This is a genomic window from Belliella calami (assembly GCF_022549695.1).
In the GTDB taxonomy this organism is placed as follows: Bacteria; Bacteroidota; Bacteroidia; order Cytophagales; family Cyclobacteriaceae; genus Belliella; species Belliella calami.
On record NZ_JAKZGS010000006.1, the window covers coordinates 165,114 to 191,099 of the forward strand.

At 38.6% G+C, this 25,986-nt stretch carries 20 protein-coding genes; 5 read left to right on the forward strand and 15 right to left on the reverse strand.

Annotated features, from left to right (window positions below; translation table 11 throughout):
- Positions 1–6: 6 nt before the first annotated feature.
- The 5 genes from MM236_RS09785 to MM236_RS09805 form a co-directional block, all read right to left on the reverse strand.
- A complete protein-coding gene (locus MM236_RS09785; protein WP_241274794.1) occupies positions 7–1,512 on the reverse strand; it encodes an arabinan endo-1,5-alpha-L-arabinosidase in 1,506 nt (501 codons plus the stop codon).
- Positions 1,513–1,533: 21 nt separating this feature from the next.
- Complete coding sequence (locus MM236_RS09790; protein WP_241274795.1) at positions 1,534–3,129, reverse strand: alpha-N-arabinofuranosidase; 1,596 nt, start codon at positions 3,127–3,129, stop codon at positions 1,534–1,536.
- 24 nt (positions 3,130–3,153) lie between these two features.
- Positions 3,154–4,152, reverse strand: coding sequence for an arabinan endo-1,5-alpha-L-arabinosidase (locus MM236_RS09795; protein ID WP_241274796.1), 999 nt, complete (start codon positions 4,150–4,152; stop codon positions 3,154–3,156).
- Between the two features lie 273 nt (positions 4,153–4,425).
- Complete coding sequence (locus MM236_RS09800) at positions 4,426–5,982, reverse strand: RagB/SusD family nutrient uptake outer membrane protein (RefSeq protein WP_241274797.1); 1,557 nt, start codon at positions 5,980–5,982, stop codon at positions 4,426–4,428.
- A gap of 31 nt (positions 5,983–6,013) precedes the next feature.
- The gene (locus MM236_RS09805; protein WP_241274798.1) at positions 6,014–9,115 is read right to left on the reverse strand and encodes a SusC/RagA family TonB-linked outer membrane protein; all 3,102 of its coding nucleotides are present in this window, start codon (positions 9,113–9,115) and stop codon (positions 6,014–6,016) included.
- A gap of 395 nt (positions 9,116–9,510) precedes the next feature.
- On the opposite strand from MM236_RS09805, the gene MM236_RS09810 reads away from it, so the two are divergent.
- The 3 genes from MM236_RS09810 (at position 9,511) to araA (ending at position 13,744) form a co-directional block, all read left to right on the forward strand.
- Positions 9,511–10,221 carry an NUDIX hydrolase gene (locus tag MM236_RS09810; RefSeq protein ID WP_241274799.1) on the forward strand — a complete coding sequence of 237 codons (711 nt, stop codon included), beginning with the start codon at positions 9,511–9,513 and terminating at the stop codon, positions 10,219–10,221.
- A 120-nt stretch (positions 10,222–10,341) separates the two neighbouring features.
- Positions 10,342–12,216: a sodium/sugar symporter gene (locus MM236_RS09815; protein ID WP_241274800.1), complete on the forward strand. Its 1,875-nt coding sequence runs from the start codon at positions 10,342–10,344 to the stop codon at positions 12,214–12,216.
- Between the two features lie 28 nt (positions 12,217–12,244).
- On the forward strand, positions 12,245–13,744 hold the full coding sequence (araA, locus tag MM236_RS09820; protein ID WP_241274801.1) for an L-arabinose isomerase: 1,500 nt from the start codon (positions 12,245–12,247) through the stop codon (positions 13,742–13,744).
- A gap of 222 nt (positions 13,745–13,966) precedes the next feature.
- Here the strand turns inward: araA and MM236_RS09825 are convergent, their stop codons facing one another.
- From MM236_RS09825 to MM236_RS09865, 10 genes are all read right to left on the reverse strand, one after another.
- Positions 13,967–14,464: a VOC family protein gene (locus MM236_RS09825; RefSeq protein ID WP_369415202.1), complete on the reverse strand. Its 498-nt coding sequence runs from the start codon at positions 14,462–14,464 to the stop codon at positions 13,967–13,969.
- Between the two features lie 100 nt (positions 14,465–14,564).
- On the reverse strand, positions 14,565–14,690 hold the full coding sequence (locus MM236_RS19700) for a hypothetical protein (RefSeq protein WP_255742366.1): 126 nt from the start codon (positions 14,688–14,690) through the stop codon (positions 14,565–14,567).
- A gap of 405 nt (positions 14,691–15,095) precedes the next feature.
- The gene (locus tag MM236_RS09830) at positions 15,096–15,713 is read right to left on the reverse strand and encodes an alpha/beta hydrolase (protein ID WP_241274802.1); all 618 of its coding nucleotides are present in this window, start codon (positions 15,711–15,713) and stop codon (positions 15,096–15,098) included.
- Positions 15,706–16,656 carry a ring-cleaving dioxygenase gene (locus MM236_RS09835; protein WP_241274803.1) on the reverse strand — a complete coding sequence of 317 codons (951 nt, stop codon included), beginning with the start codon at positions 16,654–16,656 and terminating at the stop codon, positions 15,706–15,708. Before MM236_RS09835 ends, MM236_RS09830 begins: the two co-directional genes overlap by 8 nt.
- A 115-nt stretch (positions 16,657–16,771) precedes the next feature.
- Positions 16,772–17,290, reverse strand: a complete 519-nt coding sequence (locus tag MM236_RS09840; RefSeq protein WP_241274804.1) for a YceI family protein — start codon at positions 17,288–17,290, stop codon at positions 16,772–16,774.
- 99 nt (positions 17,291–17,389) lie between these two features.
- Positions 17,390–17,839, reverse strand: a complete 450-nt coding sequence (locus MM236_RS09845) for a MarR family winged helix-turn-helix transcriptional regulator (protein WP_241274805.1) — start codon at positions 17,837–17,839, stop codon at positions 17,390–17,392.
- Between the two features lie 87 nt (positions 17,840–17,926).
- Entirely contained in the window at positions 17,927–18,739 is an 813-nt protein-coding gene (locus tag MM236_RS09850; RefSeq protein WP_241274806.1) for an alpha/beta fold hydrolase, read from the reverse strand.
- Positions 18,740–18,807: 68 nt separating this feature from the next.
- Positions 18,808–19,260, reverse strand: coding sequence for a hypothetical protein (locus tag MM236_RS09855; RefSeq protein ID WP_241274807.1), 453 nt, complete (start codon positions 19,258–19,260; stop codon positions 18,808–18,810).
- A gap of 643 nt (positions 19,261–19,903) precedes the next feature.
- Positions 19,904–22,423, reverse strand: coding sequence for an ABC transporter permease (locus tag MM236_RS09860; RefSeq protein ID WP_241274808.1), 2,520 nt, complete (start codon positions 22,421–22,423; stop codon positions 19,904–19,906).
- Positions 22,416–23,093 (reverse strand): ABC transporter ATP-binding protein, encoded by a 678-nt coding sequence (locus MM236_RS09865; RefSeq protein WP_241274809.1) that lies wholly within the window; start codon positions 23,091–23,093, stop codon positions 22,416–22,418. Before MM236_RS09865 ends, MM236_RS09860 begins: the two co-directional genes overlap by 8 nt.
- Positions 23,094–23,274: 181 nt before the next feature.
- Here MM236_RS09865 and MM236_RS09870 point away from each other — a divergent pair, with 181 nt between their 5' ends.
- Together MM236_RS09870 and MM236_RS09875 are read left to right on the forward strand one after the other, a co-directional pair.
- Positions 23,275–23,964 (forward strand): arylesterase, encoded by a 690-nt coding sequence (locus MM236_RS09870; protein WP_241274810.1) that lies wholly within the window; start codon positions 23,275–23,277, stop codon positions 23,962–23,964.
- Between the two features lie 275 nt (positions 23,965–24,239).
- Positions 24,240–25,982, forward strand: a complete 1,743-nt coding sequence (locus MM236_RS09875; RefSeq protein ID WP_241274811.1) for a GMC oxidoreductase — start codon at positions 24,240–24,242, stop codon at positions 25,980–25,982.
- Positions 25,983–25,986: the final 4 nt, after the last annotated feature.

Consider the following 25,986-nt stretch of genomic DNA (forward strand, 5'->3'; position numbering starts at 1 on the left):
AGTTTTCTATTTTTTTTTGGCCCAAATGGCCGTTCCTTCATTATTTAAACCAGTATATATTATAGTTTCTTTTCTTTTCTCCCAATCATACTCGTTGTCCACATAGACTTTGTCTGTGAAAGCACCATTTCCGTAATTAAGAGTCAACCATGGCTTTTCATAAGTCCAAACATTTCCAGAATCATTACCAATACTTCCATCTGCATTTAGAGTAAGATCAGCAGATACTTGAAGGTCTGGCAGGAATTGTTCTTCTGCATATCCTGGAACTATTCTATAGCCAAGAATAATCTGTTCCCAAGTCCCAACCAAATCATCTCTTTGGATATCTTTCATTGGTAAGTTTGCATATCGCTGAGGTGAGGCTACTGGCCATCCATCTTCTGTCCAGTATAATTTTCTGACATGCTTGATCATATAAAATCTATCAGCAGTCGGCCTTCCCTGATGTGCAATGTAGAATTGATCCCCATCTCTAAACACAGCATTATGAGCTACACCCTGCCAACCTGCATGATCTTGGAATTTATATGGAGCAACGATCATAGGTACATTATCCTGTTCTCCGTTCATGTCTAGACCATTGAAATCCAAAAATGGACCAGTTGGACTTGTGGATCTTCCTACACGAATATTGTACTTGGATTCCAACCAATCATAAGATAGGAACATATAATAAAAGCCTGTTGCTTCATTATAGATCACTTCAGGAGCTTCTATATTTCCATTAATTCTACTACCAGCAAAACCTCTCTGAACAACCCTAAATCCTTTATCGTTATTAGTTTTTGCAAGTCCTGTTTCTGGATTTAGCTCCATCACATAGAGGCCGTCAAAAGCCGACCCGTAATACATCCAATGCTTTCCATCCTTATCAACTATAACAGCAGGATCAATGGCATTTGTCATAGGAATATTGGTATTGGAAGTCACTACAAGACCTTTTTCTACCCAAGGACCTTCTACATTATCAGAAGTCAAAAGACCAATTGCACTTAGTTTGAATATTGAGGAAGATTGTGAATAATATAATCTAAATTCTTCTCCGATCTTGATAATATAAGGGGCCCAGACATTTTCAAAAGGCTCACCGCCATTTTGCCTAATATAATTCACTCCTTGTTGTGGTCTTCCACTGGTAGCCCAGCCTCTGAATTCCCAAGTCACCAAATCTCTAGACCTTCTTACCTGCATTCCTACTCTTGAAAGTGCCTGTCCATATGCTACATCTGTCCCAAAACTGTAAAACCATTCACCTTCTTTGATTACAGCAGGATCATGGGAATTGTATGGACCCCATTGATTAGCAAACTGAAATGAGGATATCTGTCCATAAAAATCCTGGATTTCGGATAGTGGCACAGGAATACCTTCAACAATGTTGTTGTTTACACCTGTAGGAGGTGGAGTGGTCACATCTGGCCTATCTTCTAAATTACCATCACAAGAAATTGATAAACCACTCAGAATAATTAAGCTGAGAACAAAATAAAATGGGGACTTGAACTTCATAGTCTTCATGTTTAGTATTTGTTACTGCTTAATTTTTGCCTTGATCATTGTAAAGGAATGCGCAGGAAATGCATAAGTCACCTTCTCACCTTTTCCTTTTAGAGACTTTGCTTTAGTTTCCACATTCGTCACACCAAAGTCATTCATTGATTTTATATCAGGACCATTCACTTCATAGACTTCAAAATCACCTGTAAATTCACCTTCTATAGCAAGAATGTCAGTTGTAATTGCCTTGTCCTTATGTCTATTGACCACATTAATAATCAGCTCGTCACCCAAAACTGTGGCTGAAACATCCAAGTATGGCACATCTTTCAAATCTGCCTTTTGCTCTCCAAGTCCAAGAGCAAAACTTCCAGTATTGTATTTTTCAGAATCCACAAATACATCCAAAGAAGTACCATGAGCATGCTGTGCAAACAAAGCCAAAGGATGATAAATTGTCTGCAAGAAAAGGCCTTCTTCATTCGTGAAAATCGGAGCTATTACATTGACAAGTTGAGCCATGTTTGCGATTTTTACCACATCAGCATTTCTGATAAATGCATTCAAAAAAGATGAAATTACCAAAGCATCTTCAAGATTGTATCTTTCTTCTAGTGCTATATCTCCTGACATTGTTTCAGAAGATCTCCATCGATACCAAATATTGTATTCATCCCAGGCAATATAAATCGGATCCCTATCACCTCGATCTGCTCTTGACATTGCTTCGTCGATAATGCCAGATACCAGTTTAGTCCTTTCTTCCAATACCAATGGAGATGCTACAAAAGCATAATAATTGTCATCGACATTCCCTACATACATGTGTAGTGCGAGGTAATCAACTACATTTTTCAATTCATCTATGACAGTCTTATTCCAAGCCATTGGATCAGCTCCAGGATAGAAATTAGAAGATCCAGCCGCTACCAGCTTAATTGATGGATCTGTAAGCTTCATCAATTTACCCGCTTCTCTAGCTTTTTTTGAATAATCTTCTGCATTCAAATGACCCATTTGCCATGGCCCATCCATTTCATTTCCCAAACCCCAATAGGTGATTTTATGGGGTTTTTCGTATCCGTGCTTTTTCCTAAGTTCAGCGTAATAAGGACCTGACTCCACATTTGTATATTCCACCCAATGTTGGGCTTCTTGTATCGTTCCTGTACCTAGGTTAACTGCAAAATATGGCTCTGTATCCATCAATTTTGCATAATCCATAAATTCGTTAGTTCCAAATTGATTGGATTCAAGTCTATTCCAAGCTAATTCCAATCTAGCTGGTCTATCCTCTTTTGGACCTACCCCGTCTAGCCAGTTGTAGTTGGAAACAAAATTTCCTCCAGGATACCTAGTCAGGGTGACGTTCAAACCTTGAACAGCCTCAAGTACATCCAATCTAAATCCATTTTCGTCTGACAGTGGATTACCTGGATCGTAGATTCCTCCATATACACATCTCCCGAGGTGTTCCACAAAATTTCCATAAATCTTCTTGTCAACTTCTCCAATCTTTCGATCTAGATCAATTTTGATTCTTGCATTTTGAGACAGGGCATCTTGAGAAATCCCGAAGACTGCCACTCCCAATGCTAGTGCTGAAGTAATTGTTTTTAATTTCATCATTAGGGTTTATTTTATTTCAATATCTTAATTTTCTAAACTTACTATAGGCCAACCTTCGCTATCCCAATTCATTTCACGAATCAATAATTTGGAGCGACCATTATCTTTGGCATCATAACCATGGAAAATCAAATATTCTGTCCCTCCAAATTCATATGCTGAATTGTGGCCTACACCATGCCAGTCTTTATCACCTCCTAGCACTAAAGTTCCCCCACCCTCAAACATGCTCACACCATCTCGGTCAAAGTATGGGCCTTGAACTTCTTTCGATCTTCCTACTACCATCTTGTAGGTACTATTTACACCCCTACAGCAATAATCAAATGACACAAACAAATAGTAGTACCCATCTTTCTTGAAAATAAATGGAGCTTCGACAGCACCGTCTCCAGGATTTCGATCATCCAATTCGAATGACCTTTCTCTTTTTGAAATAGTGTACCAATCGTCAGGTCCGTTTTGAACGGTCTTCAAATCATCTCCGAGACGGACTAATTTCATTCCATTCCAAAACGACCCATAATTCAACCAAGGTGTACCTTCCTCATCAAAGACCAAGTTTGGGTCTATCGCATTCCATAGATCTCTTCCAGGAACTGATTGGATTACGATTCCTTGATCCTCCCATTTGAAATCGGGAGAATCAGGATTCAGTGTCTTATTTTTTACCAAACCAATGGCAGAGGTATTTTTCGCAAAAGAAGAAACAGAATAATACAAGAAATACTCTCCTTCGTGAAAAGTAATATCTGGTGCCCATATATGATTTTTGAAGTCCGCTGCTACATCAGTAGCCCAAGTTGGAGGCTGAGGAAAAACAGCTTCTTCTCTTTTCCATTTTTTCATATCTGGAGAAGACCAGACAGCGATCCCACGCCCTGTACTAAAAAGGAAAAAAGTATCTCCTTCTTTGATCATAACAGGATCATGAACAGGGATTACTGTACTATATTCTTGGTCTTGCGACCAAGTAGTGAAGGAGATAAAAAAAGCCAATAATGTCAATAGTGAATTTTTCATTTTGGGTCTTGTTTATTAGGATAAATGATCACAAAATGACCTTTATTTCATACATGTTAGGTTAAAATTTTCTTCATCAATCTGAAACCATATTTCCGAAACTGTAAATGTTATAAAATGGAAAAGAAAGAAAAGCTCTTATCCTATTGATCTCGCTTTCTTCCATTTTCCAAAATAGACTAATAGTTTATGAATTTTTATATAAGGCAAATATGATAAAGGCAAGATCCGAAGTTTGAGCCTCGAACCCGCTTTTATAAACTATTTACCCTATTAATTATTTGCACTGTTTGGAGAAAGGTTCGGGTTGTTATCCAATTCGCCTTGTGGAATTGGCAACCATTGATTCCCTGGAGTGAAGGTATTGAACTCTGAATCTCTACTTCTCAAGAAAGCAAGTTTGGCTGGATCTTCAAACCATCCCCATCTAACCAAATCATTGATTCTCTGTCCTTCGATAGCAAATTCCAAGAATCTTTCGTGGGCAATTTGATCCCTCATCTCTTCTTGGGACATGGCAGGTTTTACTGTTGCCAAATCAGGTAGATTTGCTCTGTTACGAACCTGTTGGATAAAGCCATAAGCTTCGGCAGTTCTCCCCAATTCATTCAATGCCTCAGCATGAAGCATTAAGATATCTGCATATCTCAAAATTCGGTAATTGATTCCTGATCTAAACTGTTCTTCAACTGAAGGTCCAAAACCATCATTTGTATATTTTCTTGGGTAGATTTCATCTGGGGAATAAGGCCATTGGTCATTGTACAATCTGGTACTATTCTCTGTAGGCTCAAAAGAAGCTATTGTTGCCAAAAGACGCGGGTCTTTTCTACCGTCAATAGTTTGCTCTATATGGAAATCATTATACAAAGTTCTTGTTGGCAAGAAGTCATTGAACCCATACCCTCTAGCTGCATAAGTGATCGCTTGTGCAGAAACTTGAGTCCAGTTAGCATTAGGGTTTCCTCCCCAATTCAATTCAGATCCACCTACTTCAGAAGGCATTGCAAATTGCACTTCGAAAAGAGACTCAGCATTGTTCTCTGTTCTTGGATCGAAATTGTCTCTGTAATTTTCCATCAATCTGTAAGCACCATGCTGCCCACCTACCAATTCAGCGAATTGCTGAGTAGCTTCAGCCCATCTTTGTCTGTAAACTAGTGCTTTTCCTAACATTCCAGTAGCGGCCCCGCTGGTAGCTCTACCTACATTTCCTCTATCAGGACCATTTACATTTAGATAATTTACAGGAAGGTTAGCTTTTGCTTCTGTAAAATCTGAAATTATCTGATTCCAAATATCTTCTTCAGATGCAGTCTCAGGATAAAACTCAGTTCTATCAGCAGGAAGTGTTGTGATGAGTGGAACCTCCTTGTAGAAGTTGGCGAGATTGAAATATGCCAAACCCCTTAAGAAGTATGCTTGACCTAAAACTCTGTTTTTCAGATCTTGATCCATTTCAATGCTAGGCACATTTGCCAAGACTTGATTGGCTCTCCATACCAACTGGTAATGAGCTTCCCAAACCCATGCAACTGGGCCAGAAGTCGTAGGAATTGTAAAATTCGCCACTAACATCAAATCAGGCCAAGGGCTATCACCTTGAAAATCATCCGCTCGACCATCCATCAAGCAAGGTATCATTCTCATATATGTACCATCGATAATAAGACTATTGTAAATTGAATTTACTGCCGCTACCGCATCTGCCTCAGTTTGCCAGAAAGTTCCAGTCGTCGCGATATTTGGGTTATTGAGATCCAGTTTTGACTCACAGCCAGCACTTGCCAACATTGCACCAGCCAAAAGGGAATATATATATTTTTTCATGATTAGATTATTTTGGTTGTATTACCTGCAATTAGAAAGAAACTTGAAGACCTAGCATCATTGTTCTTGGTCTTGGGAACGACCCGAAATCAAACCCAGGTTCAAAAACTCCAGAGGTAAAGTCAGGATTAAATCCTTTGTATGATTGGAAAGTAAATGGGTTTTGGACTGAAGCGTACACTCTTGCTGACTGGAATTTTGTCATAAATCCACTAACTCTTGGTATTTTGTATCCAACTGATACAGTCTGAATCCTTAAGTGTGTCCCATCTTGCAACCACCCTTTTCTATCAGAGTTTCTTTGGTTTTGATTTGGATCCCCTGCTACCAATCGTGGCCATACCTCACTTGGGTTTTCCGGTGTCCATCTCTCCAAGATATCTTCATGACGGTTGGTAAAATCCATTGTCAACATGATATCTCTATATTGTCTGCTATGAATCAAATATCCACCAGCACCAGATGCAAAAACAGTAAAGTCAAAGTTTTTGTAGGCTCCTGTGAAGTTCAAGCCATAATAAACTGTCGGTAAAGCACTTCCCAAATTCACTCTATCTTCAGCAAAATCAATCACACCATCACCATTAATATCTTCAAATTTGACATCTCCAGGGGCTGTACCAGCACTTTGGAAAGCATGATTGTCGATCTCTTCTTGTGTTTGGAAAATCCCAATAGCCCTGTGACCAAAATGATGACCAATAGGCTGTCCAACTATCGTTCTTGAGCCTACTCCGAAGATTGGCTGATTGTCTCCCCCTAATGCTAGGACTTCATTGCTAAGCGTAGTTGCATTTGCTGAAATGTCGAAAGTAAAATCACCAGTCATTTTTCTGTAAGTCAACTGAAATTCAAACCCTTGATTCCTCAAGCTACCTGCATTTACCACTGGACTACCAGCAGCACCTGTAGATGCTGGAATAGGCACCGAAACAAGAATATCTGTTGTTTTACTGTTGTAATATTCAGCTGAGAATTCTACTTTCCCATCAAATAATGCTCCGTCAAAACCAATATTGGAAGTAGTTCTTGTCTCCCATCTGATATTTGGATCTATTTGTGTTGTTTGGATAGAACCCCTCACTACATCCCCTCCAAAATTGTAAAGGACATTAGGGTTGATTGTAGCAAAATATAAATAATCACCAATGTTGGCATTTCCCAATTGTCCATAACTTGCTCTCATTTTCAAATCAGAAATAAATGAAGGAAGTGTTATAAACGATTCGTTGTGGATATTCCATCCAAGAGCTAAAGAAGGGAAATTACCAAACCTTGTTGTTGGAGAAAATTTGGATGATCCATCTCTTCTAATCGTAGCAGTGATTAGGTATCTATCATCATAGTTGTAATTTACCCGACCCAGCAAAGACGCTATTGCATTTCTAAATTCAGAGCCAGATGACTGTTTGTTTACACCATTGTCCAATACAGGGAAATTGACATCTATATTTTCTGAATATCCATTTCTATTGATTACTCCACTTTCTTGATACATCTGTCCTGCAAGCACATCAAGACTATGCTTTCCAAAAGTACCTCTATAATTAATCGTGTTTTCTATCAAACCAGTAGAGAGTATTCTATGTCCATCATCCATTCTGGATGTTCCATCATTGAAGAAAAACCCAAGTCTAAATGCAGGAAGGTATGCCAAATCCCTTACATGTGTTCGGTCATAGTTCAAGTTCAGCTTGTAGGACAATTTGTGGTTTTCAAGATCCAAAAGCTGATATTCTCCAAAAGCAGTAGCAAATGTTCTATCGACTGTTGAATTTGCAGTAAACAAATTGTTCACCCCAATGGCATTCAAGGAAATTGCTCTCTGAAGATCCGCTTCCGTTCCTCCATATCCTCCAAGATTGTTAGGATCGAAAATTGGCATTGTAGGAATGGCTTGAACCAAATCCGCAATTAAGGTAGGTCTATTTCCTGCCAACACATCTGGCCTAAATGTAAGCGCATCTTCATAGGAATGGGTGTAGTAAAGAGATGTACCAACTTTCAATCTTCCTTTTTCAGAAAGTGTATTCATTCTCATAGAATATCGCTCATAGTTTGGTCCATTACCTACCAGAGTCCCTCTGTTTTCGAAATAATCCAACGAAGCATTGTATTGAGTGTATTCACCTCCTCCAGAGAAGTTCAAATTGTGGTTTTGTCTAAAACCATTTTTCAACCCCTCTCTTTGCCAATCTGTATCTATATCAGAGATAAAGTTTGGATTGTTGGGATCATTAGCCGGTACCAATGGCTGATTACCATTTCTTTGAACTTCGTTGATGATCATTTGATAATCTTCTCTTCCCAAAACAGGGATTCTTTGCCAAACTTGATCTACGCCTACATAAGTATTGTATTCAACTTTCAGCGGAGAATTTTTCTTTCCTTGCTTGGTCGTGATGATTACAACACCATTCGCAGCACGAGATCCATAGATAGCACCCGCCGAAGCATCTTTCAAAACCTGCATAGTTTCCACATCATTAGGATTAAAATCCCTTGGGGTAGTTCCTACAGGCACTCCATCGATTACATAAAGCGGTTGACCATTTCCAAAAGTAGAGATACCTCTTATTCTTACACTTGGAAATGCACCAGGCTGACCATCCGAGGTTACTTGAACTCCAGAAACCCTACCTTGTAGCATTTGGGCTACATCATTCGTAGAGAATTTTTTAATCTCTTCTGTGTTTACTACAGAAATAGCACCTGTGATATCAGATTTCTTTTGAGTACCATAACCTACTACAATTACTTCGTCTAGATTACTGATATCTTCTTGGAGGGTTACATTGATGATAGACTGATTTCCAACTGTGATCTCTTGGCTTGTATAGCCTACAAAAGAAAATACCAAAACCGAATTTTCATCCGGTACCGAAATAGAAAAAGAACCATCAAGTTCGGTCGCAACACCTACTGTGGTTCCTTTTATTAATACAGTAACTCCAGGAATAGGCTGCTGATCAGCACCGGAAGTTACTACACCTCTGACAGAGATGTCTGCAGTATTCACATCTGATACTACATCGAAATTTTCGAAAGCATTTGCTTGATTTATATTAAATGTAAAATTTACACCTAATAAAAGAAGCAAAGCTAACTTGAATCGTAAACGCTTTAGGTTCATAAAATTTAGGGTTTATTATATTATAATAATTTACTTTAGTTGTAAATGTGCTTAAACAATCAAAAAAGCAAAGCTATTAATCTGCTTTTCTGATAATTATAAAGAAACTATGAAGTTAACTGGCAGCTATTACGAACGAATATTAGAGAATAAAATTTAAACTCACAAATATTAATTGTCTTTTTTACACTATTAAAATAAAAAGCTAATGGAAACTAAATAAAATTCTATTTCAAAAGGCATCAGAAAAACTGAATTTTAGAAGAGATTTGAATTTGTTTTGAGTTTTCGGACCTAAATAAATCCAACATTAAGTGTCTATCTTGGATTTATAAAAATAAATTCAGTAAATTTCAAAGTAATTCTAAAAGTTAACAATTGAAAATGTTTTTTAAATGAAATATTCAAGCCAAACCAGGTTATTAGTAGCTGTAGATTGTATCATATTTGGATTTGACGGAACAGATTACAAACTCCTTCTGATCCAGCGTGGATTTGCTCCAGAAAAAGAAAAATGGAGCTTAATGGGTGGGTTTGTGCAACCTGAGGAGTCTTTAGATGAAGCTGCAGAAAGAATATTAAAGCAATTGACAGGGCTTCATGATGTATATATGGAGGAGATGCAAGCATTCAGCCAACCGGATAGAGACCCGATAGAGAGAGTCATCGCTGTCGCCTATGTTGCTTTGATTGACATTGAAAAGTATCAGACCCAAATCAATGACGATTTTCATGCAAGGTGGTATTCTATCAAAGAATTACCCAACCTTATTTTTGACCACAAAAAGATGGTAGAAATTGCTTTGACCAAATTAAGGTACAAAGCTGCATTTCACCCAATACTGTTCGAACTGCTTCCAGAAAAGTTCACTTTGCCACAGCTTCAGGCTATGTACGAGGGTCTTTATGACACCAAAATAGACAAAAGAAACTTTACTCGAAAGGTACTTTCAACCAAGCTTTTGAAAAAAGAAAACGACAAAGATAAATCTAGCTCAAAAAAAGGTGCTTTTTACTATTCTTTGGACGAAGACCATTACAAAGAGAACTTCACCAATATCCATAATTTTATCCCAAGAAACGAAATCCCTGCTGGAGTGGAATAAATTTTTCACTCCATATTTTTTTTATTCAAATTTTAGGTGTAAATATGACACTTAATTGCCTTTTCAAGCAATTTATGGTGTGAAAATAACATTTAAACCCTTTAAAACTCAGACTCTCTTATGGAAGCTGGATTCTCTACTTTAGATTACATTGTTTTTTCAGTCTATGCCATTGTCATAGTAGCTGTTGGACTTTGGGTATCAAGATCCAAAACAGGTGTTCAAAAAACAGCACAAGAATATTTCCTTGCAGACAAATCATTGACTTGGTGGGCAGTGGGCGCTTCTCTTATTGCCGCCAATATTTCCGCAGAACACTTTATAGGAACTTCGGGCTCTGGTTTTGCAATAGGACTTGGCATAGCAGCGTATGAATGGATTGCTGCAATCACTTTGATTATTGTTGCAAAATATTTTTTACCTGTATTTATCAAAAATGGTATTTATACAATGCCTCAATTTCTTCAATCACGATTTGACAAACGAGTAAGTACTGCTTTTGCAGTATTTTGGCTTCTTGTCTATGTGTTTGTAAATCTCACCTCTGTGAGTTATTTGGGTGCTTTGGCACTAGAAAAAATCATGGGGGTTCCTTTACAATATGGAATCATTGGACTTTTGGTATTTTCAGGAATCTACTCCATCTACGGTGGTCTTGAAGCTGTAGCTTGGACAGATGTGGTACAAGTTGTAGTTCTTATTGCTGGTGGGTTGGTGACAACTTTCCTCGCTCTAGATGCTGTAGGTGATGGCGCTGGTGTAATTGCTGGTATGGCAAATCTTTACGAAGGGGCAAGAGAGCATTTTGTAATGGTAGTTCCAAAAGGAGAAATTATGGTTCCTGACGGTGTGGGAGGTTTAAAGGATGCATTCCAAGATCTACCTGGAGTAGCAGTAGTACTGGGAGGAATGTGGCTGACCAATATTGGCTATTGGGGTTTCAACCAGTATATCATCCAAAAAGGACTTGCCGCCAAAAGTATTGAAGATGCCAAGCGAGGATTGATTTTCGCAGGTTATCTAAAAATTCTTATCCCACTATTGGTAGTAATCCCAGGAATCGCGGCTTGGGTATTGATAAACAAATCAACACCTGAGGAACTATCATTGATGCTGAATGTGCCGATAGAACAAATAGGAACTATAAACAAATCTGACGAAGCATATCCTTGGCTATTGAAAAACTTTGTCCCGGCTGGGATTCGAGGTTTGGCTTTTGCTGCATTGGCAGCAGCTATAGTATCCTCACTCGCTTCGATGATCAATAGTACTTCGACTATTTTCACTATGGATATTTATAAAGTCTATTTCAAACCTGAAGCCAGCAATAGTCAATTGGTAAGATCAGGAAGACTAGTAGCTATAGTAGCTTTATTGATTGCGATGTTGGTAGCACCACAATTGGCTTCATTGGATCAGGTATTTCAATATATCCAAGAATATACCGGATATATTTATCCAGGTGTCGTAGCGGTCTTCTGCATGGGTTTATTCTGGAGACAAATCACAGGAAATGCGGCGCTTTGGACAGCAATCGCCACTATTCCTGCAGGTATTGTCTTCAAAGTAATGTATCCTGACATGCCTTTCTTATTGAGAATGGGCTATGTATTTATCATTTTGGTAGCAATTGCTTCTGTTATAAGTTTTACTGAAAAGAAAACCCACCAAAATCCTGCATACAAAGAGAATGGGACAGGCAGTAAATCCCTGAAAGCATCCTATTTCTTCTTTGTACTTGGGATTTTGTCAACAATTTTGGGGATAATCTTCTTCAATAAATTTGAGCATATCGGTTTTGAGTCCATTTTCATGATGGCGACCATGTTTATCATGCTTGCTGTAATTCTATATACTAATGTAAAAATGAAAACTGCAGATCCGAAGTCATTGACTGTAGATCCTGTGCTTTTCAATACAGCAACACCATTCAATTTAGGAGCTGCCGGGATCGTATTGATCGTAGGCTTACTCTACTATTTCTTCTGGATGTAAATTATCAAACCTTAAATCATATAAACTTATGAGTAATCTTAAACAAAACGAAGTATGGTTCCTTACAGGGAGTCAGCATTTATATGGAGAAGAGACCCTTCGTCAAGTAGCGGAGCATTCTCAAATTATTGCAAAAGAACTCAATGATTCTGAAAATATAAGTGTCAGTATAGTATTCAAACCTACTGTAAAAACAACAGAAGAAATCTATGCAGTATTCCAAGAAGCAAACCAAAACACAAATTGTATTGGTGTGATCGCTTGGATGCACACTTTCTCGCCTGCCAAAATGTGGATAGGTGGATTGAAAATCCTTCAAAAACCAATGCTTCACCTCCACACCCAATTCAATAGAGATATTCCTTGGGACACAATTGATATGGATTTCATGAACCTCAACCAAAGTGCCCATGGGGACAGGGAATTTGGGTTTATCGTATCTAGAATGAAAATCGAGCGAAAAGTAGTGGTTGGTCATTGGCAAGATCCGAATGTGAAAGCACAGATAGACACCTGGGCAAGGGCTGCTTCTGGATGGAATGATTGGCAGGGAGCCAAATTCGCAAGATTTGGAGACAACATGCGAAATGTGGCTGTAACAGAAGGCGATAAGGTAGAAGCTGAATTGAAGTTTGGCTTTGCTGTGAACACTTTTGCCGTAGGTGATTTGGTCCAACTCATCAATGCTGCATCTGAGTCTGAAATCAAAGCACTTGTCGAGGAATATGAAGCTACTTATACCATTGCTGACAACTTGAAAGCAAATGGAGCGAAAAGAGCTTCCCTCATCGATGCTGCCCAGATTGAAATAGGCATGCGCAAATTTTTAAAGGATGGAGGTTTCAAAGGCTTCACAAATACATTTGAAGATCTTCATGGAATGAAGCAATTGCCAGGTATCGCTACACAGAGGTTGATGGCAGAGGGCTATGGCTACGCAGGTGAAGGTGATTGGAAAACTGCCGCTTTGGTGAGAGCCATGAAAGTAATGGGAACAGGTCTCGAAGGTGGAAATGCTTTCATGGAAGACTACACTTATCATTTTGATCCAAGCAACAGCATGGTTCTTGGTGCCCATATGCTGGAAGTAGATCCTGTTTTGGCCAATGGAAAGCCTACCTGCGAAGTACATCCTCTCGGAATAGGTGGAAAAGAAGATCCTGTGAGATTGGTATTCAACGGCAAAGCTGGTGCTTCACTAAACGCCTCTTTGGTGGATATGGGAAATAGATTCAGGCTGGTAGTCAATGAAGTGGAAGCAGTAGAAGTACCTCAAGCCCTTCCGAAACTCCCTGTAGCGAGAGTAATGTGGAAACCGCTTCCTGACATGAACACTGGCTGTGCAGGCTGGATATATGCTGGAGGTGCACATCATACATGCTTTAGCCAAAGTTTAACTACAGAGCATCTGACTGACTTCGCAAAAATCGCAGGTTTGGAAAATATTATAATCGATAAAGAAACAAACTTAAGACAACTCCAAAACGAAGTGAAATGGAGTGACGCTTTCTATCGATTAGGATTTTAAATTGATTTGCCTTAATTATTTTAAAAGGAGTTCTGATTTGCAGAGCTCCTTTTTTGTTTTACTGAAGGCTTTTTTGTCGTCTCAATATCATGTGCCCAACCATGGCTTGTGTCTCCACAAGCAATTATATTGAGCAAATAACCTTATCAGAATATACTTTAGAAGAAGGTCTGTGAGGACACAGACCTTGGGAGATTACACAGACCTTGGGGGTCAACTTGCTTATCTATGCTGATCAATTAAAATTACGTTACCATCGGGATCCGTCAACATGATACTGCCAGGTCCTTTAGTGTTTTGATCTACCTCTGATGATAATGAAATATTATATTTCTTTAAATGGCTTTGAATTTCTCTTACATCATCAAACTCGTTGATTTCTTGGGCATTTTCATCCCATCCTGGATTGAATGTCAAAATATTATTTTCAAACATCCCCTGAAATAACCCGATCAGGGAGTTTTCGTTTTTCATGATCAAATAATTCTTTTCAAAATCTCCTGCAAATACAGCAAAACCTAGTTTCTCATAGAATTCTTTGGAAGTTTTGAGATCTTTGACGCTCAAACTGATGGAAAAAGCACCTAGTTTCATTTTTTCTGGGTTTAGATTAGTTTCTACTATTCTTGGTTTATTTTCCTCAAATACGAAATAATTGGAAATACATCCAAGCACAAAAGCTCCCGCTAGGCCAAATATTAATAACAAATGCTTCTTCATAGGAATGCTGGTTTAAAAGGAAAATACCGTAAAACCCCTTGGTTTACAGAGAAATCGAACTTTTCCCAACAGAAATTTACATGATTCTTTTCAAAAAGCATTAATGTTTCAAACCTGAAAAATCAAACACTTCTATTTTAAGCTCATCTTCTTTGGTATTTGGATTGTCAGGATGATTCAAAAACAAATTCAATCCATCTTCACTCACAAAATAATGATGCGCCAAATATTTGGTTTGGGATTTAAAAAATTGCTTTGAACCACTCTTTAGGTATATTTATCTTAAAATGTTAATTAAATTTTATGTGTATCCGCTTTCTTGCACGTAGCCAAACAATAGGATGGCGGTTGAACGATTTGTGGTTCTGTTGACAGTAAACTGTTGTCTGCCGACGAGTATCCGCAACTTACAAAGTTACTTTTTAACCAAGGTGCAACATTGCGGATACTCATATTAAATTTTGTGATGATTCTTTAGACCAAATGCCAAGGAAGAAATTGATTGATTTTTGGAACAGAGACCATGGTTAGGGTTATGTATTAACATAAGGTCTGTGGGGACACAGACCTTGAGGCACAAAAAAAGCCAACGATTCCGCTGGCTATTTTTCATAATTATAAGAAACAAATATTAATTTTTTGATAGGATATTGACATTTACCCAATCAATCTCTTCCTGTCGAATTGTATGGTTTGTATCTTGAAAGATCAATGTTTTGGTGGCAGCGCCCATTTTTTCCATGATCTCTATCGATTTTTCGATCCTAGACAGAGGTACGTGCATATCTTTATAGCTTGAACCTATGAAAATTGGTGTTCCTGAAAATGTACCTGAGTACTTTGAAAGATCGATTTTTTCACCAATCAAACCTCCTGTGAAAGCTATTACCCCTCCATATTTTTTGGCATTTCTAGATGTATATTCCAATGAAAGACAGGCTCCCTGCGAAAATCCTATAAAATAGATTTGATCAGATGAAATTCCAGCTGAAGTAGCTTCCTCTACCAATTCCCCTACTGCATGCAAAGCGTGCGTCAATGAAGGCTCGTTGTTTTGATCGGGAGCCATAAAGCTATACGGATACCAGGTATTCCCAACTGCTTGCGGTGCCAATATCGCAAAATCTTCCAAATCTAGATAATCTTTAAGTCCTATAATACTATCAGCCGATGCTCCTCTGCCGTGAAGCATAATTGCAACTTTTTTAGCTTTATCCAGTGTAGTTCCAGTTCTCTTTATTTCAGACATATTTCTCTACGTTTAATTGTACTTTGGCCAATTTCGGTTCGATCTTATCTCTGTGTACTTCTGCCCAATCAGGCAATTTGAGTAATTCTCCCAAATGTGCTTCATCTTCGTCAATGGCAAAACCAGGTTCGTCTGTGGCTATTTCAAACAAAACCCCACCTGGCTCTCTGAAGTAAATGGATGTAAAATAGTTTCTATCTTTTACTTCCGTCACCTGATAGCCATTATTCATTAAGATCTTCTGAACCTCCAATTGTGAAGCAGCGTTGGCTGTCCTGAAAGCGATGTGGTGAATTGTTCCTGCACTCTGGACTCCCTGACGACCATTTTTATCTAGGACGATATCTACAATATCACCTGGTTTTCCTTCTGTACCATAACGGTAGCGACCTTCTTCCTCTGCTATGAATTTATAATCCATAAATTGGGTGAGCAACTTCTCTGTAAGTTCTTTTGCTCTGAGATTGAGGGTCGCACCATAAAATCCTTTGATGACGTGTTCTTTTGGAATAAATCCATAAGTCCATCCATTTCTAGAATCATTATTATTGGCCACTAGTTCTATTCCCATACCATCATGATCCTCAAACCTTATCAGCTTATCCCCAAATCTTGTCAAAACATCCGATGTTGGAATATTGTATTTTGCCAATCTTTCCTTCCAATATCCAAGTGAGTCGATTGATACAGAAAATGCCGTATAAGTCATCTCTCCTGTTCCTTTTGTACCCTTCCTAGCCCCGTCAAAGGGAAAGGTTGTAAAAACTGTCCCAGGAGTACCGAGTTCATCTCCAAAGTAGAAATGATATACATCTGGAGAATCAAAGTTGATTGTCTTTTTGACAAGCCTCAAACCAAGGATTCCTGTGTAGAAATCTACATTTTTTTGAGGATTTCCGGCTATTGCCGTGATATGGTGGATACCTGTGATTAGTGCTGCCATGATAGTTTTGGTTATTTCTTTTGATAAAAGAGGCTGAAGGCTTTTAAGCTTTCAGCCTCTTATTGAATTTTGATTTATTGATTAATTTGTACAGTAAATTATGATCTGTACGAAACTATTGTTTTACCAATTGCACACTCAAGATGATTCTAACTGCATCAGATACAACTACCGAACCAGCTTCTGTCACTGCATTCCATTTCAAGTTGAAATCTTTTCTACTGATTTTCCCTTCGATTTCAAATCCTGCCTTGGTATTTCCGTAAGGATCTCCTGCAACACCACCGAAGTCAACATCAAGTTCTACTGCTTTGGTCACTTCTCTGATAGTCAAATCACCTTTCAATTTGTCACCTTTTACTACTCCTGAGAAAGAAAGTTTTGGATATTCGCCAGCATTGAAAAAATCATCTGATTTCAAATGTCCATCTCTATCTGCCTGGTTGGTATCAATGCTATCAACATCTGCTGTGAATGAAACTTTTGCTCCACTGAAATCATCCGACGTAGATTCTGCCGAACCTTCAAATTTTCTAAAATAACCTGTTACTGTAGAGATTACCAAGTGCTTAACTTTGAAAGAAACTTCTGAATGTGTAGGGTCAATTGCCCATTTTGTTGTTGTAGTACTCATGATTGTTAATTTAGTTTAGTTTTTAGTTATGAATGATTAATATTGGTTCTTATTACTGTTTTTACATTAAATGTATATACACATATAGGGGTAAAAAAATTACCCTCGGAGCTTGTCTAACAAAGCATTGAGCTGAATTGTTTCTTCTTCTGTAAGATTTACGAGCTGCCTATTGAATCCATAAACAGCAGATTCCAAAACCTTTAGAATTTCCAGCCCCTTTTCGGTAATCATAATATCTACTTGCCGCCTGTCAGAAGGGCATTCTTCCCGAATGACCAATTCCTTTTGCTTTAGCTTCTCTACAAGTCTTGAAGCATTGGACATTTTATTTAGCATCCTCTCCTGAATTGAAGAAACAGTAATTGGTTTACCATTTTGGCCTCTCAAGATTCTCAATACATTGTACTGTTCTGGAGATAGACCCAAAGGTTTAAACAAAGAACTTTGATTGGAAACTATATAGCTGTTAGTATATAGAAGATTGACAACCGTCTTGTTATAAGGATCCTTGAATTCCTTTTGTTTGATTGCTTCTTCTATTCTCATTTGTATTTATTGCTTTTGTATTAAATGTATATACACACAAAAGTAAGGAAAAGTTTCAAGATTGCTAAAATATTTAATTTTATTTTGTCATTTTTTGAAATTGAAAACCTGAAGCCAATCTGAAAGTCGGGAATTGATCTGTTCAGGCCTTTCTACTGTACTACTATGTCCAGCCCCCTGAACTACGTGTAAGGTTGCATTGGGGATTGCCATTTGGATAAATTTTGCTTTTTCAGGTTTCGTCGCTACATCTTCATCCCCTACCAAGATCATTGTCGGGCATTTGATAGATCTAATTTCCTCTTCTACTCCTTTTCTGTAGATCACGGCATCTACAGATTTGGTGATAGATTTTTTATTGGATTTCAATTCGTTGTACCACTTTTTATACAGCTCTTTATTTTTAGGGTTCTCTAGCCAGCTTTCAGCAAACATAATTTTCATGACTGATTTGGCGACTGAAGGAACTACCCCAAACCAACGAACTACTCCATTTAGTAATTTATACTTTGGTAGGTTTTCTACAGGTTCTGCATTCGCAGAAGTCTCTAAGAGAATCAAGGATTTGATCAAGTGCGGATACCTGACTGCCAAACGCATCCCAACAAAGCCCCCCATTGACAACCCAACAAAATGTACCGCCTTACCTGCAAGCTGATTGATCAATTCAACAGCGTCTTCTGTAAGCAAGTCCATATCATAGGTACCATCACTTACCTCTGACTGCCCTTGGCCTCTATGGTCGTAAGCGATGATTGTGTATTCTTTTTTGAAAAATTCAATTTGATCCAAAAATATCTTATGACTCCATAGCAAGCCATGAGAGAAAACTATGATTTCCTCACCAATTCCTTCTTTGACATAATAGAGTTTTACATCTTTTGCTTGCAAATATGGCATAACCTAGTAATTAAGGGTCTAATCTAAGTTATACGTAAAATTAGCTAGTAAGTATTACAAAATCGACTTTACTTTCTGAAAGTGTAACGAATTCCAATATTTGCCCGAAGATTTGCATATCCTTCATCTACAAAAATATTAGGTGTGGCTTCTATCAAAAATGCAAAGTTCCTATGATTCTCTATAGGCTTGATAGTCAAACCAAGTGGTAAACCAGCCCTAACTTGATCGTAAAAATAATACCCAAGCATCACTCCAACATGAAAATTGAACCAATCATCTTTATATATATTTCTATTGAAATGCCCTTCGATTCCAAAGCTGCTATTTAAAACATCATTTGCACCAAATCGGATCTCACCAAAATATTTCCTATCCAAATTTGTTCCTATACCAACTTGACCCATAAGGCCACTATGATAGACTCCCGCAAATTCAGGGCGCAAAGCACTTTGGGAAAACGAATGATTAGAAACAATTGCCAAAAGCACTAAACTTGTAAAAAACACTTTCTTAAACATAACTAAGGTTATTTTTTACGAAAGATAAGAATGAATTTTTATGTATCAATTATTTCAAAGAATGTATCACAAAAAATCAAACCTAAGTCGTCTCCATCATCAACTTTAATTCATGATTAGCAATCTTGAGATCCTCCAAGGACAAATTAATCGGAGTGTCTCGTCCTGAAAATGGTTGACACTTTTTTTTATTTAAAATAGAGGAATTCAACCCGCTTCGGGGTTGTTGTTTCCTTGATTATCATTTATCCCCGGGTTATGACCCGGGGTTCCGCCACGGCGGACAAGTATTTAAAGTTTAACCCTGCCTGCAGCAGGCGGGCACTTTGTGGTTTTAACCTCGTTAATTGCGTCTTGCTTCTGGCTCGCTTCTTTGTCGCGTCTTCCCTGTCGCGTCCTGAAATTACTTGACACTTTTTTATTGATTTCTCTTTATTTCCGATAGCCATTCAATTGCCTCCCGATAAGGATGCGGGACAGGCTTTTCAGGGCAAACGTTCAACTGAAATCTTTTTAGACATCGGGTCATGACCCGATGCTTGGATCATAAGCCCTTTCAGGGCTATCTTGAGTCTTGAGTCTTGAGTCTTGTGTCTTGTGTCACCCTTCTCTCGATTCTTGCCTCTAGCATCTCTCCTCTCCACTACCCCCTCAAAATCTCCATTGGTGCTTTTTTGATTATTTTTCGGCCATTGAGCCAACCTAGGATTATTGTCAAGATTGTAATGCACAAGTAAACCATGAAAGCTTCAAGGTAAGGTCCTCTAAATGGTAATTGAAATACAAATTTACTCAAAAGGTATGTTGCTAAGAATGATAAAACAATTCCACTTAAGGATGCGAGTGATCCCAAAAAGAAATACTCCATTGTATTGATTTTCCCTACTACACCACTATCGGCTCCTAAGGTTCGTAATAAAATACTCTCCCTCATTCTTTGGTATTTGCTGATAATCAAAGAACTGATCAACACCAATATCCCAGTAGCAATGCTGAAAAATGCCATAAATTGAATCACAAAGCTGATTTTACCAAGAATTTCTTCCAGTGTTTCTACAATTGCCCCTAAATTGATGACAGAAATATTTGGGTATTTCCTAACAATTTCCGCTTGCATATCAGCAGATTGACGATCATTTTTGGTTTTGGTGATGACAACATGAAATTTTGGGGCATTATTAAGAACTCCTTCCGGAAACAATACCAGGAAATTGGTTGAAACTTGATTAAACTTCACATCTCTGAAACTTCCAATGTAGGTCTTGATTGGTCTGCCCTGGACATTAAAGATGATTTCATCTCCAACATTCAATCCTGTCCTCATAGCGTAACCTTGGTCAAAAGATACAAAAATAGAATCCCCTGGATTTTCCACTTTTCTCAATTTCCCTTTCAATAGTCGCTCAGAAGAAATCAAAGTGTCTCTGTAGGTAACCCTAAACTCTCTGTTGTATAAACCTCTCGATCTTTTTTCTTCATCAGGAAGGGTATCATTCCCTTTTTTGGTCATTCCATTGATTGATTCAAGGGCCATGGTAACGATAGGTACTTGCTGCAATATTGGTAAGTCTCTATTTTTGACGCTAGTTATGACTGAATCAACTTGATAATCCTGAATATCAAAAAGAAGCATATTAGGTTGATCTTCTTTGTCAGCAAATTTCGCTTCGTCCAATAGCTGTCCTTGAATAAAAAACAGTGTACTGATCATCGCTGTTCCCAAACCTATGGTGGCAATCAAGGAAACTGTTTGGTTATTCGGTCGGTATAAATTGGCCAAAGCCTGCCTGATCGGATAATTCAAGCTAATTGGCAAAAATCTTTTAATAACCCACATGATCCCAATTGCCACTGCCCAAAGCGCTGCAAATGCAAAAACTACAAATCCTGTGAAACCCAAAGCCGCTTTCCAACCATCCAATAGGATATAGCTAAATCCAAATATAAACAATAGTATTCCCAAAATCACAGCCCATCTTAATGGATCTTTTTTGAGGGTAGTTTCTCCTTCTTCAGGTCTCAAGGTAGCCATTGGAGAGACTTTTCTCATCTTCAACAAAGGCAAAAGGGCAAAAAGAAATGCCACTATTAGCCCTGTAAGGATTCCAAAGCCAACACTTGACCAAGAAACAGCCATGCTTACCTCCACAGGAAGAAAATCTTTGAAAACCGTCGGTAATACAAATTGCAAAGCTGTACCCAAAAATGATCCAATAACCGAACCTACTAAGCCCATCAATAGAATCTGGAACAAATAAATCTTCATTGCATCCCAGGCTGACACACCCAAACATCTGAGTACGGCTACAGATGCCAATTTTTCCTTCACAAAAACATTGACCGCACTTGCTACCCCAACACATCCAAGCAAAAGGGCGATAAATGCAACCAAACTTAGGAAGTTGGTAAGATTATCAAAGGATCTGCCTGTCTGTCTCCTTCGATCTTCGACCGTATCTGCATCAATCCTGTCCTCCTGCCATTGCTCACCATAGCGCTCAACAAGCTCATCCGGATTGACATCATCGGACAACTGATAATAACGAAGATATTTCAAGCGGCTTCCAAACTGAATCAAACCAGTTTCTTGGGCATATTCCATTGGAATATAAACAGCAGGTGCCACTGTTGCAGCTATTCCAGTTTGTCCTGGGACTTTTTGCAACTCCCCTTCGATCACAAAAGTGACATCTCCTACTTTTATACTATCCCCTACAACGGCATTGAATTGTGCCATTAGTATTTTTTCTACCAAAGCCTTTCTTCCACCTGCCCTGAATGTGCTCTCTGCCTCCACAGGGAGAGTTTCAAGTTTGCCATAAAAAGGAAAATCACCTTCCAAAACCCGTACCTGGGTCAATCTACTTTCTCCACTCGATGGAAATGCCACCATGCTGGCGAAATTGATTTCGTCAGCTTGTGCCAATGCAATGGAATCTGTTGGCTGACTACCTAGAGGAGTGCTATTATCCAAAACCAAATCGGCACCTACCAGTTCTTTGGATTGATTTTCAATGTCATTTTTTAGATTATCACCAAAAGAACTTATCCCTACCAATGCAGCAATACCGATTACCATTGAAGAGACAAATAGCAATAGTCGGGAAAAATTCTTTCTAAAGTCCCTAATTGCCATTTTCAAAACCCAAGCTATATTACCCATGTATTTCCTCTTGAATTTTTCCGCCCTTGATATTGATTATTCTATCTGTTCTTTTGGCCAACTCTGGATCATGGGTCACCAAAATTAAGGTTGTACCTTTTTCTTTATTGAGATTAAAAATCAGGTCTTCAATCATCTCTCCTGTTTCTGTGTCCAAGTTTCCAGTTGGCTCATCGGCAAAAAGTATTTTTGGCTCATTGGCAAATGCCCTTGCGATAGACACCCGTTGCTGTTCTCCTCCTGACAATTGGGTCGGATAATGCGTTACACGATCTTTCAAACCCACCTTTTCCAAAAGCTCCAAAGCTCTTTCTTTAGCATCCTTTCGCTTTTTGAGTTCGAGGGGAACCATTACATTTTCCAATGCAGTAAGTGTCGGAAGCAGTTGGAAATTCTGAAAAATAAATCCCACATCCCTACTTCTTGCTGCTGCTCGCTGATCTTCGCTCAACTTCTCAAAGGCATTCCCGTTGAGTATCACTGAGCCAGTGGATGACGAGTCCAAGCCTGCACAAAGCCCAAGTAAAGTTGTCTTGCCAGAACCAGATGGTCCAACAATGGCAATACTTTCACCTGCTTGAATATCGAAATTCACCTGATCGAGGACAGTTAACCTTCTGTTTCCACTTTGATAAGTTTTGGAAACATCTTTGACACTAAGAATGCTCATATATTAAGGGTATTTTAATTCAGAAAGTTAACAAATTGTAGGTAAGAATGGTCTACATACGGATGAATAAAAAAAAAATCTAAAAGAAGACATCTAATTAATCGGAAAAAAAATTAGCAAATAAACATTTGATTGAGAAATTGTACTTTTGCTAACCATCGTTTAAAAATCAACACATACAATGAAAACATATTTTCAAAGCTTCTTTTTAATATTAGCGCTTACAACCTTTTCTTGCAATTCATCAAAGGAGGAGAAAACTGATACTACTCAAGAAATAGAAACAGCATCTAAACCTGTGTCTAAAAAACTGATCCTTTTTTTCGGAAATAGCCTTTCTGCAGGGTACGGGATAGATGAAGATGATGCTTTTCCAGGATTGGTCGCTGCCAGAATTGACAGTTTAGAATTGGATTATCGTGTCATCAATGGTGGATTGAGCGGAGAAACCACAGCAAGTGGATTGAGCAGACTCGATTGGTTTTTGGAAGAGGAGCCGGCTTTATTTGTTTTGGAATTGGGAGGAAATGATGGGTTGAGAGGAATTGATTTGTCAGAAACAAAAAAGAACTTAAAGTCAATCATTCAACTTGTAAGGAGTAAATATCCAGAAACGAACATCGTACTTGCAGGGATGCAAATCCCACCAAACATGGGACAGGAATACACCGAAAATTTCAAAAAACTTTATCCTGAGGTAGCTCAAGAGGAAGATGTTACTTTGATTCCTTTCTTACTTGAGGGGGTTGCAGGAGATCCTGACCTCAATCTTCCAGATGGCATCCATCCTACTGAAGAGGGACATTTGATTGTATTTGAAACAATTTGGCCATACATTGAGAAAATGATTTATGAAAATTATGAGGATTAGTGAGCTTGGTAACTTGGGAATGAGATAATAGCTGTAGATTCAGAATATGACATCTTTATAACATTAATAAATCAATCCTTAAAATCACCAATTAACTTTTTCAAACTTAACCAATCAACTAAACTCACAGCTTTCGCAATTTATTTCAATTCCAATAACAATGGGAACTGAAATAAATCCCCTATTTTACCTTTCTAAAATTTTTATCATAACTTTTTTTTCTTTTCAATTTTTTTTAACAAACTTACTATCCAAATAATCAAAAATAACCTTTTATGAGTATTGAAATCAAATCTTCATCAGAGCCGTATGACGTAATCATCGTGGGCTCTGGAGCAGGAGGTGGTATGGCCTCCAAAATTTTATCCGAAGCAGGATTAGCCGTAGCAGTGATAGAGGCTGGCGGTGATTTTGACCCTGCAAAAGATGAAGACAGAACCCAATTGCGCTACCCATGGGAATCCCCAAGAAGAGGCAATGGAACACGGATAAGGCCATTTGGGGATTTTGATGCGGCTATAGGTGGCTGGGACATAGAAGGTGAACCTTATACAAAAGGAAAAGATACGAGCTTCGACTGGTTCAGATCCAGAATGGTCGGTGGACGTACGAACCACTGGGGTAGAATATCCTTAAGATTTGGCCCGAATGATTTCAAAAGAGCAAGTATAGACGGCTTAGGACATGACTGGCCAATTGGCTACGACGATTTAAAGCCATATTACGACAAAGTCGATAAATTGATTGGGGTTTTTGGCTCAAAAGAGGGTATTTTCAATGAGCCGGATGGGTTCTTTCTTCCTCCACCAAAACCAAGATTACACGAACTGTTTATGATGAAGGGAGCAAAAAAAGCCAGCATTCCTGTAATCCCATCCCGATTATCTGTACTTACAAAACCTATCAATAATGATAGAGGAGTTTGTTTTTTCTGCAGACAATGCAACAGGGCATGTCAGGCTTATGCAGATTTTTCATCTGGCACTTGCCTCGTCCATCCTGCGATGAAAAAGGGAAAGGTCGATCTCTACACCAATTCAATGGTAAGAAAAGTAACCACTGATGATTCTGGCAAAGCCAATGGAGTCTCTTTTATCAGCAAAGTGGATATGAAAGAATACAAGCTCAAAGCCAGGGTGGTTGTACTTGGAGCGTCAGCTTGTGAATCGGCAAGGATAATGCTTAATTCAAAATCCAAATCCCATCCAGATGGAATTGGGAACAGCAGCGGAATGGTAGGTAGATATCTCCATGACTCCACTGGAGCTGATAGAATGGGGATTTTGCCAGACCTAATCGACAGGGAAAGATACAATGAAGATGGAGTGGGCGGCATGCATGTATATACCCCATGGTGGCTGGACAATAAAAAGCTCGACTTTGCAAGAGGATATCATATCGAATACTGGGGAGGAATGGGAATGCCATCTTATGGAGTAGGTTTTTCTATGGATACCATGCGCAAATTTGTCAAAGACGAATTTGGGAACCCTAGTCCAAATGGCGGATATGGAGAAGGATTGAAAAAGGACATCCGACGAATTCAAGGCTCAACACTTGGCATGTCCGGAAGAGGTGAAAGTATTCCGATGTATCACAATTATTGCGAGATCGACCCAAATGTTGTAGACAAATATGGTATTCCTGTACTGAAATTCCACTATCAATGGACTGAACATGAAATCAAGCAAGCCAAACACATGCACGATACTTTTGAAGAAATCCTGACCAATGCAGGAGCTGTACTCATGGGTGAAAAGCCAGGACCTGAAACCAAATACGGATTGGCAACACCAGGGAGGATCATCCACGAAGTGGGAACTACCAGAATGGGAAATAATCCAGCTACATCGGTATTAAACAGCAACTGTCAGGCACATGATTGCGACAATCTTTTTGTAGTAGATGCAGGGCCATTTGTATCACAAGCTGACAAAAACCCTACTTGGACTATTTTGGCCTTGAGCTGGAGAACATCCGATTTTATCGTGTCAGAATTGAAAAAGAAAAACATCTAATATC

Excerpts from the sequence above, each read along its gene's own strand:
- MM236_RS09865 (WP_241274809.1), bottom strand. The coding sequence starts at position 23,093 with ATGAGCATTCTTAGTGTCAAAGATGTTTCCAAAACTTATCAAAGTGGA.
- MM236_RS09795 (WP_241274796.1), bottom strand. The coding sequence starts at position 4,152 with ATGAAAAATTCACTATTGACATTATTGGCTTTTTTTATCTCCTTCACT.
- MM236_RS09830 (WP_241274802.1), bottom strand. The coding sequence starts at position 15,713 with ATGTCTGAAATAAAGAGAACTGGAACTACACTGGATAAAGCTAAAAAA.
- MM236_RS09800 (WP_241274797.1), bottom strand. The coding sequence starts at position 5,982 with ATGAAAAAATATATATATTCCCTTTTGGCTGGTGCAATGTTGGCAAGT.
- MM236_RS09860 (WP_241274808.1), bottom strand. The coding sequence starts at position 22,423 with ATGGGTAATATAGCTTGGGTTTTGAAAATGGCAATTAGGGACTTTAGA.
- MM236_RS09850 (WP_241274806.1), bottom strand. The coding sequence starts at position 18,739 with ATGCCATATTTGCAAGCAAAAGATGTAAAACTCTATTATGTCAAAGAA.
- MM236_RS09870 (WP_241274810.1), top strand. The coding sequence starts at position 23,275 with ATGAAAACATATTTTCAAAGCTTCTTTTTAATATTAGCGCTTACAACC.
- MM236_RS09825 (WP_369415202.1), bottom strand. The coding sequence starts at position 14,464 with ATGAAGAAGCATTTGTTATTAATATTTGGCCTAGCGGGAGCTTTTGTG.
- MM236_RS09790 (WP_241274795.1), bottom strand. The coding sequence starts at position 3,129 with ATGATGAAATTAAAAACAATTACTTCAGCACTAGCATTGGGAGTGGCA.
- MM236_RS09845 (WP_241274805.1), bottom strand. The coding sequence starts at position 17,839 with ATGAGAATAGAAGAAGCAATCAAACAAAAGGAATTCAAGGATCCTTAT.
- MM236_RS09805 (WP_241274798.1), bottom strand. The coding sequence starts at position 9,115 with ATGAACCTAAAGCGTTTACGATTCAAGTTAGCTTTGCTTCTTTTATTA.
- MM236_RS09855 (WP_241274807.1), bottom strand. The coding sequence starts at position 19,260 with ATGTTTAAGAAAGTGTTTTTTACAAGTTTAGTGCTTTTGGCAATTGTT.
- MM236_RS09815 (WP_241274800.1), top strand. The coding sequence starts at position 10,342 with ATGGAAGCTGGATTCTCTACTTTAGATTACATTGTTTTTTCAGTCTAT.
- MM236_RS09785 (WP_241274794.1), bottom strand. The coding sequence starts at position 1,512 with ATGAAGTTCAAGTCCCCATTTTATTTTGTTCTCAGCTTAATTATTCTG.
- araA (WP_241274801.1), top strand. The coding sequence starts at position 12,245 with ATGAGTAATCTTAAACAAAACGAAGTATGGTTCCTTACAGGGAGTCAG.
- MM236_RS09835 (WP_241274803.1), bottom strand. The coding sequence starts at position 16,656 with ATGGCAGCACTAATCACAGGTATCCACCATATCACGGCAATAGCCGGA.
- MM236_RS09840 (WP_241274804.1), bottom strand. The coding sequence starts at position 17,290 with ATGAGTACTACAACAACAAAATGGGCAATTGACCCTACACATTCAGAA.
- MM236_RS09810 (WP_241274799.1), top strand. The coding sequence starts at position 9,511 with ATGAAATATTCAAGCCAAACCAGGTTATTAGTAGCTGTAGATTGTATC.
- MM236_RS09875 (WP_241274811.1), top strand. The coding sequence starts at position 24,240 with ATGAGTATTGAAATCAAATCTTCATCAGAGCCGTATGACGTAATCATC.